The sequence below is a fragment of the Streptomyces sp. NPDC043853 genome (assembly GCF_056436025.1).
The window spans coordinates 320,169-332,688 of sequence record NZ_JBWKDJ010000004.1 but is presented as its reverse complement, the minus strand read 5'-3'; the positions used below and the strand labels follow the sequence as shown (position 1 = coordinate 332,688).

Here is a 12,520-nt window from a genome sequence, read left to right as displayed (position 1 = left end):
GGCGGCTGGCCGAGCGGAGCCGCTGCTCGTGCCCGCCAACGCCACAGCGCAAGGGGCCGAAGGTTCCTCCCATGCCATCCCCCGGGGGCGGCCCGACAGTCCTTGTCGTTGCGTGACGGCCGTCGGGGTCAAGGGGGGCCCGAAGGGCCATCGGCTTGCCGACGCGACCGGAGGGAGCGCCCTTGACGCCGGCGGGCGGCACGTAATGACACTGGGACTGACGGGCAGCCCCCGGGCACCTCCTCGCTTCCGTCCAGGCGAAGCCTCCGTGCTGCCCGGGATGGCGAGGGTGGTTGCACGTTCCGGGAGCGTGGTCAGCCCCACGTCCGGGAGCAGAGCACCAGGCGGTAACCGTCCGGGTCCTCGACGGTGACGCCGTACTCGTCCCAGTAGGGGTTGTGGGAGGGAACGCGGGTGCCGCCCGAGGCGATCAGGCGGTCGACGAGTGCCTCGTCGGGCTGTTCGCCCAGGTAGACGACGAAGAGGTCGTCGACCGTGGGGGTGGGCGTTATCGGGTTGTCCGGGTCGACGGTGAGCTCGAAGTGCCAGCCGCCGTCCTTCGGGCCGACCATGAGGAGGTCGTGCTCGCCCGGGACGTGCTCGGCGCTCCGCCACAGGACGTCCAGGCCGAGGCCGTCGACGTAGAAGCGCTCGGCGGCGGCCAGGTCGCGGGAGGGGCGGGCGACGCGGATGTGGGTGGAAGTGTTGATCATGGCCCGAGGGTACGGGACGGGCCGGGTGTCGCCGCGCGGAAAAGGCTGACCCGGTAGCTCGTCGGGTGGACGAGGCGGCCGCAGAGCATGTCGATGCGGAGGAGGTCCGGGTCGACGATCAGGCCCTCTCTGCGCAGCCGGTCGAGGAAGGCCTTCAGCTCGTCGTGTTCGTGCGTGGAGAAGACGACTTCCCACTCGCCGTCCCGCGTCTTCCCCGCCTGTTGCCGGGCTGCTGCCTCCGCCCGCTTCTTGCGTTTCCGCTGCCCTGGCACGTTGCCGCCCCCCGCCCCCTGGTGGCTCAGATCGCCTTCGCGCTCGCCAGAATACGGTCGACCTCCTCGCGTGCCGCCTGGTTTACCGGCTGGGCGATGCCGAGGAGGAAGGCGGAGCGGTTGTCGGCGAGCGTCATCACGGTGAGGCGGAGGTGGGCGGTGCCGCCCTCGCCGTCGTTGATCCTGAGGGTCACGGTGTGGGCGGGGCGGCCGCTGACCTCGGTCGGACGGGACTCCTCGATCGCGGAGCTGCCGTTCGGGTAGAAGAACGTGGCGTTCGACTTGGCGGCACGTTCGGTCTTCTGCTTCAGGTCCGCCTCCGCGATGGAGCCGCCCCGGCCCGCCAGGACCGTCGCGAAGGACTTGGACGCGCTGCCGGAGTGCGTGTTCTTCTCGCCCTCCTTGCCGATCGTCGAGGTGAAGGCGTTGATCAGGCCCTTGTCCTCGGGCTGCTTCCACCCTTCGGGGATCCCGTACGAGATGCCTGCCGCCCGGTCGGTGACGCGGGGGCGGCCCGCCAGCGGGTTGGCGTCCCCGTTCCCGTCGCGCAGCAGCCACCAGCCGGCCGAACCTGCCACCGCGAGCAGTACGGCCGCCAGGGCGCAGAGCAGTGCGATGCGGCCGGTCCGCGGCCGGTGCACGGGCGGCGGCGGACCGAAACCGTCAGGTGTGGACGGATGCGCGGACGGGGGCACGGGCGGCAGGGGCGGCGGCGGTGGGGTGCTCATGGGGCGAGTCTTGCGCGGCCTCGGCCCGGGTGCCTGAGTACCGCCACTCAGGCAGGTACTCAGATCACCTCCCGGGCCGCCACGGATACCGCGGCGACAACTGCCGCGGCGTCTGGTCCTGCGACGACGAGTACTGCGACTACGAGTACCGCGACTATCGAGAACTGCGACTACGAGTACTGCGACTACAGGTACTGCGCGAACTCGTCCAGCACGCGCAGGACCTCCGCTTCGCCGGCCGACGGGAATTGGACGACGACTTCCTCGATGCCCAGGTCGGCGTAGTGGGACAGCTTGCCGGGCGTCGGCTGGACCGCGTACGGGACCACATGGAGGGTCTTCGGGTCACGGCCGGCGCGTTCCCACGCGGTGCGGAGGGTGGGGAGGGTTTCGCTCAGGCCGCGGCCGCCGATGGGGATCCAGCCGTCGGTGAACTCTGTGATGTGGGTGAAGAGTTTGGGGCCGGGCGCGCCGCCGAGCAGGGTGCGGGGACCGTGCAGCGGGACGCCTTCGGCGAGTTCACGGGGCGGTTGGGCCGGCTTGGGGTGGGCCTGGCTGGCCCGGACCGAGCCGAACTCGCCGATGTAGCCCTCGGGTTCCGGGGCCCAGAGGGCGCGCATCAGGGCCATGCGGTCGCGGACCAGTTCGCGGCGGGTGCTCCAGTCCACGCCGTGGTCGGCGGCCTCCTCGACGTTCCAGCCGTAGCCGATGCCCAGGGTGAAGCGTCCGCCGGAGAGGTGGTCCAGGGTGGCGATCCGCTTGGCGAGGTCGATGGGGTCGTGCTGGGCGACGAGGGTGATGCCGGTGCCCAGGCGGAGGCGTTCGGTGACGGCGGCGGCCTGGGCGAGGGCGACGAAGGGGTCGAGGGTACGGCCGTACTGCTCGGGTAGGTCACCGCCCATCGGGGCGCCGGTGTCCCGGGAGACGGGGATGTGGGTGTGCTCGGGCAGGTAGAGGCCGTCGAAGCCGCGTTCCTCCAGGACGCGGGCGATCCGGACGGGGGACGGGGTCCGGTCCGTGAGGAAGATGGTGGCGGCGATCCGCATGGGCGCTTGCACCTCCGGCGAGCGGCGAGCCTGGACGGCTGGCGGGACGGGGCCTGTTCGGGCGGCCGGACCGCCTGTTCGACCGGTCGGCCTTCGCGTGATGCCCCACCGTACGGGCTGCGCCCTCGAATGTTGAGAGGGCGCAGCCTGTTGTTCCGGGTGGCGCCCGCCGTCTCCTCAGCCACGCGGGTACGTCGTCTCAGCCCCGCGGGTACCGCGCCAGCCACCCCGGCGAGGACAGCGCGGGGCCGTGCAGGGTGGGGCCCTGGGTCATCTCCAGGGCGAAGTCGTCGGAGAGTTCGAGGATGGTGGCCCGGCCCTCCAGTTCCGCCAGCCACGGTGCCGGCAGGGCGGTCTCGCCGTGCAGGGCGCCCAGCAGGGCCCCGCAGAGCGCGCCCGTGGCCGTGGAGTCGCCGCCGTGGTTCACCGCCAGGCGCAGGCCGTGCCGGACGTCCTCGGCGACCATGGCGCAGTACACGGCCACGGCGAGGGCGTCCGCGGCGTCCCGGCCGTCACCCGGGGACAAGGACTCGACCACCTTGGGGGAGGGCGATCCGGTGGTCACGGCGGCGGCGGCCCGCTCCAGGGCGTCGGTGACCGGCTGCCGCCCGGGCCGCGGCTCCAGCAGGGCGATCGCCCGCTGCAGCGAGGTGTCCAGCGAGTCGCCGCGGGTCAGGCCGTGCACGATCACGGCGAAGGCGCCGGCCGACAGGTAGGCGGTGGGGTGGCCGTGGCTCTGTACGGCGCATTCCATGGAGAGCTGGAGGACGAGGGAGGGGTCCCAGCCGACCAGCAGTCCGAAGGGGGAGGAGCGGACCATGGCCGCGGCGTCGCGCGCGGTGGGGTTCTTCGGCTTCGGCAGGGTGCCGAGGATGTCGTCCCCGAAGCCGGTCAGGCAGGCGCGGTCCGGGGCGCGGCGGGCGTACAGCCATTCCTCGTGGGCGAGCCAGCCGTTGTCGCGGCGGCGTTCGTCGGGGCCCCAGTCGTGCTGGGTGGCGGCCCACCGCAGGTAGGCGCGGTGAACGTCGGTCGGCGGGTGCCAGGCGCCGGTGTCGCGGCGTACGTGGGCCCGGATCAGCCCGTCCACGGTGAACAGGGTGAGCTGAGTGGAGGCGGTGACCGTCCCGCGGCGCCCGTACGCGGGGGCGGGTTCGGTGAGGCCCTCCAGACCGTGGGTCTCGCGGATGCCGTCGAGGGAGAGGCCGGCCACGGGCGCGCCGAGCGCGTCGCCGAGGGCGGCGCCGAGCAGGGTGCCGCGGACCCGGCTGCGGAAGTCCTGCTGCTCGGCGCGGCCCCACAGGCCGGTGGTGAGGGCGCTGGTCCGTACGGCGCCGGTCGTGACCACCGGGTCCGGCGCCGGGGTCGTGGGCGGGGTAGTGGCTGGGGTCATGGCTCGGGTCGGGGCCGCAGTCGGGGCCGGAGCCGGCGCGGCGTGCGCGGTCGTGCCGCCGCCCTCCCCCACGGTCCCTGGGCCGGTCCCCGAGCCGGTCCCCGCGCCGATCACCGAGCCGGTCCCTGGGCCGGTCCCCGCGCCGATCACCGAGCTGTTTCGAGCCACGGTCGCCGAGTGCTCCTCGCTGCCGTGCGTCGTGTTCCGAGCCGCGCTTCGCGCCACAGCGTCCATGCGGTATTCCCCCCACCCCTAGCTCTGGCGCGCACTGTAGTGGACATGCCCGGTCCGAACCGGAAGGAGCCAGTCAAGCAGCCGGTCGGCAAGGGAGAACGGCCGGAAAGCGAATGTTTCCGGGCCGGGAGGCGCCCGTCGGGCCTCACCGGCTCCGACAGGGCGCCCGCGAGCCGCCCGCACCGCTCGTCCGCACCGCACCCGCACGGTGCCCGCGAGCCGCCCGCGCCGCACCCGCACGGCACCCACAGGGAACCTGCGAGACGCCCACAAGATCGGCACGGTTCGCATGCGTGGCATGTTTTGTCACTTGTCGACGGCAGGGCCGGTTCCGGCCATTCCGTGTTCACAGGAGGTTTCCCGCCACCGCAGAGCCTCACGGGCATGAAGAAGGCAACCCTCGCCGCGACCGCCGTCGCCACCGCCCTCACCGTCTCCCTCGCAGTCGCCCCGGCCGCCACCGCCTCCGGCTGGGACTGGCCGTGGAGCGGCCACCACCAGTCCTCCGACGCCATCCCGTTCACCGCCGCCACCGTCACCGCCGGTGCCGACGGGTCGTACACCCTCAAGTGGCAGGCGAAGGGCGTCAAGCGGGTCGAGATCCGGGCCAACGGCAAGGTCGTCGCCCGGGGCGGCGCCACCGGCGAGGCCGTCGTCACCGGCCTGCCCTCCGCCGACCGCCAGTGGTTCTGGTTCCAGGCCGACCGCGGCCAGGGCCTGCGCCTCGCCGACCGCCTGGTGAAGCTCTCCGGCGCGGTCAACTTCCGCGACGCGGGCGGCTACCGCACCGCGAACGGCCAGTGGGTCAAGATGGGCGAGGTCTACCGCTCCGACGCCCTCAACAAGCTCACCGCCGACGACCTGGCCAAGCTGCAGCGCCTGCGCGTCAAGACGGTCTTCGACCTGCGCATGGCGGAGGAGCGCGCCAAGGACCCCGACCAGGTCCCCGCCGGTGCCCGCCACGTCGTCGCCGACGTGTTCGCCGGCTCCGGCTCGTTCCAGACCATGCCGCGCACGCCCGACGAGGCGGTCAAGGCGATGGTCGACGCCGAGAAGGCCATGGTCAGCGGCGAGGGCGGCAAGAAGGCGTACACGCAGGTCTTTGACGGGATCGGCGACGACGACGCCCGCTCGGTGCTGTTCCACTGCACCGCGGGCAAGGACCGTACGGGCTGGTCGAACGCCGCCCTGCTGACCGCGCTCGGCGTGCCGCAGGAGACGGTCATGGCCGACTACCTGGCCAGCAACGACTACCGCAAGGCCGCCAACGACGCGATCCTCGGCCACCTGCCCCCGCAGCAGGCCGCCGTCTACAAGCCGCTGCTCGACGTGCGCCCCGAGTACCTCAACTCCGGCTTCGACGAGGTCACGGTGAAGTTCGGCTCCTTCAACGGCTACCTGGAGGACGGGCTGGGCATCGACGCGCGCGAGCTGAAGCGACTGAAGAAGGACCTCCTCGTCGGCTGATCCCCGGTCGGCCGTACGGCTGCCCTGGCCCCCGGTCGGCCGTAGGGGCTGCCCTGGCCCCCCGGCCGGCCGCACGGGCTGATTGTTGCCGTGTTCTGTTTACGTCCCTCTTATGTCCAGGACACGTCACGAAAGGGCTCCCGGCCTGGCCGGGAGCCCTTCGCATCCCCTATCAAGATCACAGAGGCGTCGTGCCGCACCTCGCGACGCGCAATCCATGGGGGAGAAGAACAGTGAGCAACAGCAGCATGCGCAAGACCACCCTGGGCGCCGTGGGCCTGGCCGTCGTCGGAACCCTCGTCCTGACCGGCTGCAAGGACGGCAACGAGGAACTGATATCGGAGCAGCCGACGGCGGCCACTCCGTCCGCGACGGCCCCGCAGCAGTCCGAGAGCCCGAGCGCCGCTCCGGTCAGCCCGGGCACCCCGGCCGCGAGCGAGGCCCCGTCCGGCGGCGGAACCGCGGGCGCCGCCAAGGACGGCCAGGAGTTCAAGCTCGGCGAGGCGGCCACCTTCCCGTTCACGTACGGGAGCACCAAGGGCGACATCGCACTGACCGTCACCAAGATCGAGCAGGGCAAGCCCGCCGACCTGGACGTGCTCAAGATGGGTGACAAGATCAAGGGGAAGGTCCCCTACTACATCCACTACACCGTGAAGAACGTCGGCACCACTGACCTCGCGTACTCCTCCGTCGGCCACATCCGCGGCCTGCTCGGGGACGGCACGGAAGCCCAGGACCTGTCCGTCATCGGCACGTTCGCCAAGTGCGACAGCGAGTCCCTGCCGAAGGGCTTCACCAACGGCAAGACGCAGACCTCTTGCGCCATCGCGCTGGCGCCGTCCGCCGACACCAAGGTCACGGCCGGCCAGTACTGGGGCGAGCCCTTCCTCATGGGCAAGGGCCTCACCTGGAAGTAGGCGCCAGGTCCGGGGTCCGTGCAGCCACGGGGGGCTGCACGGACCCCGGTTCCCCGGTTCCCCGGTTCCCCGGTTCCCCGGTTCCCCGGTTCCCCGGTTCCCCGGTTCCCCGGTTCCCCGGTCCCCAGTCCCCGGTTCAGTCCGCGAGCGGCAGCAGCTCCGGCAGGTGCCCGTCCGAGGCCGCCGCCGCGCGCCGCCGTTCCTCCGGCACCTCCCCGTACAGCGTGGTCCGCGCGCGCGCCGGCCGTCCGGCCGCCTCCGCCACCGCCACCAGGTCCTTCACCGACTTGTACGAGCCGTAACTCGACCCGGCCATGCGCGAGATGGTCTCCTCCATCAGCGTGCCGCCCAGGTCGTTCGCCCCCGACCGGAGCATCTCCGCCGCACCCTCCGCGCCCAGCTTCACCCAGCTGGTCTGGATGTTGGTGATGTGCGGGTGCAGCAGCAGCCGGGCCATCGCCGTCACCGCCCGGTTGTCGCGGACCGTCGGCCCGGGCCGGGCGATCCCCGCCAGGTACACCGGCGCGTTTGTGTGGATGAACGGCAGTGTCACGAACTCCGTGAAACCACCCGTCCGTTCCTGGATCCGGGCCAGGGTCCGGAAGTGCCCGAGCCAGTGCCGCGGCTGGTCCACGTGCCCGTACATCATCGTCGACGAGGACCGGATGCCCAGCTCGTGGGCAGTGGTGACGACCTCGATCCAGTCGGCGGCCGGCAGCTTCCCCTTCGTCAGCACCCACCGCACCTCGTCGTCGAGGATCTCCGCGGCCGTCCCCGGGATCGAGTCCAGCCCGGCCTCCTTCGCGGCCGTCAGCCAGTCCCGTACGGACATCCCGGTGCGCGTCGCCCCGTTCACCACCTCCATCGGAGAGAAGGCGTGCACGTGCATGCCCGGCACCCGCTCCTTCACCGCCCGTGCGATGTCGAAGTACGCCGTGCCGGGCAGGTCCGGGTGGATGCCGCCCTGCATGCACACCTCGACCGCGCCGACGTCCCACGCCTGCTGCGCCCGGTCCGCTATCTGCTGCAGCGACAGCGTGTACGCGTCGGCGTCCGTCCGCCGCTGCGCGAACGCGCAGAACCGGCAGCCGGTGTAGCAGACGTTGGTGAAGTTGATGTTCCGGGTGACGACGTACGTGACCTCCTCGCCGACCACGTCGCGCCGCAGCTCGTCGGCGATCCGGCACAGCGCGTCCAGCGCCGGCCCGTCGGCGTGCAGCAGGGCGAGGGCCTCGGCGTCGGTCAGCCGCGTTGGGTCGTCCGCGGCCGTCGACAGGGCCGCCCGTACGTCGGCGTCGACGCGCTCCGGCGCCGCCCCCGCCCGCCCCGGATCGGGGGCCATCCCCGGCGCCGCGGCCTCCCGCAGCGCCTCCCAGTCCCCGTAGACCTCGTCGAAGTCCTCGCGCCGGTCGCCGGTCCGGCCCTCGCTGTCGATGGTCCGGTGCAGGTCCGTCCGGCCGGCGGCGGTGAACGCCTCGTCGGGCTCCTGCCAGGGGCGGCCGGTGACCTCGGCGTCCGCGACGGCCAGCCCGGTCTCCGGATCGGCCAGCGCCCGTACGTGCGGCAGCACGCGCGGGTCCAGCCACGGCTCGCCGCGCCGGACGAACTCCGGGTACACGCAGAGCCGCTCGCGGAGCTCGAAGCCGGCCGCGGCGGACCGCTCCGCCAGCAGTTCGATCTGCGGCCACGGCCGCTCGGGGTTGACGTGGTCGGGGGTCAGCGGGGACACCCCGCCCCAGTCGTCGATGCCCGCGCCGATCAGCCGTGCGTACTCGTCGTCGACCAGGTTCGGCGGGGCCTGCAGACAGGCCGAGGGGCCCATGATGTGCCGGGCCACGGCCACGGTGGCGACGAGGTCGTCGAGCTCGGCGTCCGGCATCCCGCGCATCGCCGTGTCCGGCTTGGCGCGGAAGTTCTGGATGATCAGCTCCTGGATGCCGTGGTACGCGCGGGACACCCGGCGCAGCGCGAACAGCGACTCGGCGCGCTCCTCGTACGTCTCGCCGATGCCGATCAGCAGCCCGGAGGTGAAGGGCACGGAGGACCGGCCGGCGTCCTCCAGCACCCGCAGCCGCAGCGCCGGCTCCTTGTCGGGGGAGCCGTGGTGCGGGCCGCCGGGCTCGGACCACAGCCGGGTGGCGGTGGTCTCCAGCATCATGCCCATGGAGGGTGCGACGGGCTTGAGCCGCTGGAAGTCCGCCCAGGACATGACGCCCGGGTTGAGGTGCGGCAGCAGGCCGGTCTCCTCCAGGATCCGGATCGACATGGCCCGTACGTAGGCGAGGGTGTCGTCGTACCCGTGCGCGTCGAGCCACTCGCGGGCCTCGGGCCAGCGGTCCTCCGGCTTGTCCCCGAGCGTGATCAGCGCTTCCTTGCAGCCCAGCTCGGCGCCGCGGCGGGCGATGTCGAGGACCTCGTCCGGGGACATGTACATCCCGTGCCCGGCGCGGCGCAGCTTGCCGGGCACGGTCGCGAACGTGCAGTAGTGGCACTTGTCGCGGCACAGGCGGGTGAGGGGGATGAAGACGCTCTTGGAGTACGTGATGACGCCCGGCCGCCCGGCGGCGGCGAGGCCCGCGTCGCGCACCCGGCCGGCGGAGGCGGTCAGGTCCTCCAGGTCCGCGCCGCGCGCCTGCAGCAGGACGGCGGCCTCCGTCACGTCGAGCGCGACGCCCTCGCGGGCCCGCCGGAGCGCGCGGCGCATGGCGTTGTCGGTCGGAGCTGCGTCGGCCGGCAGATTCCCCGTATTGGTCATGAGCCGAGCATACGAGTGGCCGTCATCGCATCAGCTCTCCGGCGTTGACCAGCAGGGATTGGCCGGTTATCGCCCGGGCCCGGTCGGAGGCGAGGAAGGCCGCGGCATCGGCGACGTCACCGTCGGTGGCGAGCTCGGGCAGGGCCATGCGCTCGGCGAGCCGGGCCTTCACCGTCTCCTCGGGGACGTTCTCGCTGTGCGCGCTGAAAGTGACGAACGCCTGCACCGGCGGCCCCCACATCCAGCCGGGCAGCACGGTGTTGACGCGGATCCGGTGCGGGCCGAGCTCGCGGGCCATGGAGTACATGGCGGAGGTCAGGGCGCCCTTGGAGGCGGCGTACGCGGCCTGCTGCACCTCGTTCGGCGCGGCGACGGCGGACTGCGTGCCGATGATGACCACCGAGCCGCCGTTCGCCTTGAGCGCCGGCAGGCAGGCGCGGGTCATACGGAGCGTGCCGAGCAGGTTGACGTCGATGATCTGCTGCCAGGTCCCGAAGTCGGCGTCTTCCAGACCGCCGAAGTACGAGTCCCAGGCGGCGACGTGGACCACGGCGTCGATACCGCCGAACCGCTCGACGGCGAGGTCAGCCAGGGCCCGGCACTGCGCCTCGTCGGTGATGTCGGTGGGGCGGTGGGCGGTGTGGACGCCGTCGGGGTCGATCTCGGCGGCGGACTTCACGAGGTTGGCCTCGGTGCGCGCCCCGAGGACGGCGTTCCCGCCGTCCCGGACGACGGTCGCGGCGACCTGGTGGCCGAGTCCGGCTCCGACGCCGGAGACGATGACGGTCTTCCCTTGCAGCAGCATGTCGCCTCCCGGCGGAGCCAGTTGTCTGACGGCGGGTCAGATTAGGGTGCGGGCGCGCAGGAGGGAAGGGGGCGGGGGTGTGGGGGTGGGGCCGTGCCGGGTGTCGGGTGCTGGGTTCGGGCCGGGTTCGCGCCGGGTTCGGGCGTGGGTTCGTGTCGGGTCCGGACGTGGCTTCGTGCCGGGTTCGGGCCGGGTTCGGACGTGGGTTCGTGTCGGGTTCGCGTCGAGAACGGGCGCGTGTTCGTGTCGGGTTCGTTCTCGGCCGCGGCTGAAATGTCATGGTTGGCCCCGTCAAACACCGGGACGGTCAAGATCACCGTATCGAGGTAATCCTTCCGGCTGGACAGAGGCTTCCGGGGGTTCAGGCCGTTACTGTGCTCCCGGATCTGGACGGATTGCCCGGATATTCGCCCCCCCTTTTTTCTTCTTTCCCCGGTGAGGTGCGCCCGCGCGCCGATCACCGCCCTTACGAAGGAGAGCCCGCCCGATGACCGTGGACACCAGCCCGGAGGCGCAGCCGGCGCCGCGTCCGCAGAGCAGCCTTGCGACATCGGCCGCCCGCAACCTTGCCACCACGACCAAGTCCGCCCCGCAGATGCAGGAGATCACCTCCCGCTGGCTGCTGCGGACGCTCCCCTGGGTGGAGACCAAGGGCGGCACCTACCGGGTCAACCGCCGCCTGACCTACACCGTCGGCGACGGGCGCATCGAGTTCGTCCAGGACGGCGGTACCGTCCGAGTGATCCCGCGCGAGCTCGGCGAACTGGCCCTGCTGCGCGGCTTCGAGGACGAGGGCGTGCTCATCGGGCTCGCCAACCGGTGTGTCCAGCGCGACTTCCAGGCCGGCGAGGTGCTGGTCCGGCGCGGTACCCCCGCCGAGCAGATCCACCTGATCGCCCACGGCCGGATCGGCCAGACCTCCGTCGGCAAGTACGGCGACGAGGTCCGCGTCTCCGTACTGGCGGACGGCGAGCACTTCGGCGAGAACGCCCTGCTGGACGCGGACGCCACCTGGGACTACACGGCCACCGCCGAGACGGCGGGCACCCTGCTCACCCTCTCCCGCGCGGACCTGGCCGCCGTGATCGCCCTGGCGCCCGGCCTGCAGCAGCACATCGAGCGGTTCAGCACCCTCCCCCTCCAGCGGCAGAACAAGCACGGCGAAGCCGAAATCGCCATGTCCGCCGGCCACACCGGCGAGCCGGAGATCCCCGGCACCTTCGTCGACTACGAGCTCAACCCGCGCGAGTACGAGCTCTCCATCGCGCAGACCGTGCTCCGGGTCCACACCAGGGTCGCCGACCTCTACAACGAGCCGCACAACCAGACCGAGGAACAGCTCCGGCTCACCATCGAGGCCCTGCGCGAGCGCCAGGAGCACGAGCTGATCAACAACCGGGAGTTCGGCCTCCTCCACAACGCCGCGTTCAAGCAGCGCATCCAGACCCACTCCGGCCCGCCCACCCCGGACGACATGGACGAACTGCTGTGCCGGCGCCGCGGCACCAAGTTCTTCTTCGCCCACCCCAAGACCATCGCGGCGATCGGGCGCGAGTTCAACGCCCGCGGCCTCTACCCGGACCACGTCGACCTCGGCGGACAGCAGGTCCCGGCCTGGCGCGGGGTCCCGATCCTGCCCTGCAACAAGATCCCGATCAGCAAGGAGAACACCAGCTCGATCCTCGCCATGCGTACCGGCGAGGACAACCAGGGCGTCATCGGCCTGCGCCAGACCGGCCTGCCGGAGGAGTACGAGCCGGGCCTGTCGGTGCGCTTCATGGGCATCAGCGAGCAGGCGATCATGTCCTACCTGATCACCACCTACTACTCCGCCGCCGTCCTGGTGCCCGACGCGCTCGGCGTGCTGGAGAACGTGCAGATCGCCCGCAGGCACGACTGACCGGCCGGGGTCGCCGCCCCGGGGGACCGGGACCCGTGGTCCCTGCCCCCGGGCAACCGGGCCTTCCCGGCTTGTCCGGGCCGCCCCCGGCACCGGCCCCGCCGGGCCCTGCCACTGCCCCTGCCCTTGCCCGTGCCCTCCCGGACCACCACCGGCCCGGGACTCTGCCCGGCCCCACCCTCGGCCCCCCGGCCTCCGCTCTCGGCCGCCACCCCCCGAACCCGGGTCCTTCACCGACCCGGTCCGGCTCGCGCCGGGCCCGCCCGGTCTCCCGGACCGGGGGGCCGATC

At 72.3% G+C, this 12,520-nt stretch carries 10 protein-coding genes; 3 read left to right on the top strand and 7 right to left on the bottom strand.

Going from position 1 to position 12,520, the window contains the following annotated elements:
- Positions 1-314: 314 nt before the first annotated feature.
- The 5 genes from AC067U_RS13715 to AC067U_RS13695 all read right to left on the bottom strand — a co-directional run bounded on the left by AC067U_RS13715 (position 315) and on the right by AC067U_RS13695 (position 4,149).
- A complete protein-coding gene (locus AC067U_RS13715) occupies positions 315-713 on the bottom strand; it encodes a VOC family protein (RefSeq protein ID WP_478829851.1) in 399 nt (132 codons plus the stop codon).
- Positions 710-985: a hypothetical protein gene (locus AC067U_RS13710; RefSeq protein WP_478829850.1), complete on the bottom strand. Its 276-nt coding sequence runs from the start codon at positions 983-985 to the stop codon at positions 710-712. The genes AC067U_RS13715 and AC067U_RS13710 overlap by 4 nt, the downstream gene beginning before the upstream one ends.
- A 26-nt stretch (positions 986-1,011) precedes the next feature.
- Positions 1,012-1,713 (bottom strand): hypothetical protein, encoded by a 702-nt coding sequence (locus AC067U_RS13705; RefSeq protein ID WP_478829849.1) that lies wholly within the window; start codon positions 1,711-1,713, stop codon positions 1,012-1,014.
- A gap of 185 nt (positions 1,714-1,898) precedes the next feature.
- The gene (locus AC067U_RS13700; RefSeq protein WP_478829848.1) at positions 1,899-2,759 is read right to left on the bottom strand and encodes an LLM class F420-dependent oxidoreductase; all 861 of its coding nucleotides are present in this window, start codon (positions 2,757-2,759) and stop codon (positions 1,899-1,901) included.
- Between the two features lie 199 nt (positions 2,760-2,958).
- Positions 2,959-4,149, bottom strand: a complete 1,191-nt coding sequence (locus AC067U_RS13695; protein ID WP_478829847.1) for an ADP-ribosylglycohydrolase family protein — start codon at positions 4,147-4,149, stop codon at positions 2,959-2,961.
- Positions 4,150-4,767: 618 nt separating this feature from the next.
- On the opposite strand from AC067U_RS13695, the gene AC067U_RS13690 reads away from it, so the two are divergent.
- Positions 4,768-5,850: a tyrosine-protein phosphatase gene (locus AC067U_RS13690; protein ID WP_478829846.1), complete on the top strand. Its 1,083-nt coding sequence runs from the start codon at positions 4,768-4,770 to the stop codon at positions 5,848-5,850.
- Between the two features lie 233 nt (positions 5,851-6,083).
- Complete coding sequence (locus AC067U_RS13685) at positions 6,084-6,770, top strand: hypothetical protein (RefSeq protein ID WP_478829845.1); 687 nt, start codon at positions 6,084-6,086, stop codon at positions 6,768-6,770.
- Positions 6,771-6,906: 136 nt separating this feature from the next.
- Here the strand turns inward: AC067U_RS13685 and AC067U_RS13680 are convergent, their stop codons facing one another.
- Together AC067U_RS13680 and AC067U_RS13675 are read right to left on the bottom strand one after the other, a co-directional pair.
- The gene (locus AC067U_RS13680; protein WP_478829844.1) at positions 6,907-9,525 is read right to left on the bottom strand and encodes a bifunctional FO biosynthesis protein CofGH; all 2,619 of its coding nucleotides are present in this window, start codon (positions 9,523-9,525) and stop codon (positions 6,907-6,909) included.
- Positions 9,526-9,547: 22 nt separating this feature from the next.
- Positions 9,548-10,330 (bottom strand): SDR family oxidoreductase, encoded by a 783-nt coding sequence (locus tag AC067U_RS13675; protein ID WP_478829843.1) that lies wholly within the window; start codon positions 10,328-10,330, stop codon positions 9,548-9,550.
- A 487-nt stretch (positions 10,331-10,817) separates the two neighbouring features.
- Between AC067U_RS13675 and AC067U_RS13670 the strand changes: the two genes are divergently transcribed.
- The gene (locus AC067U_RS13670; RefSeq protein WP_478829842.1) at positions 10,818-12,230 is read left to right on the top strand and encodes a family 2B encapsulin nanocompartment shell protein; all 1,413 of its coding nucleotides are present in this window, start codon (positions 10,818-10,820) and stop codon (positions 12,228-12,230) included.
- Positions 12,231-12,520 lie beyond the last annotated feature (290 nt).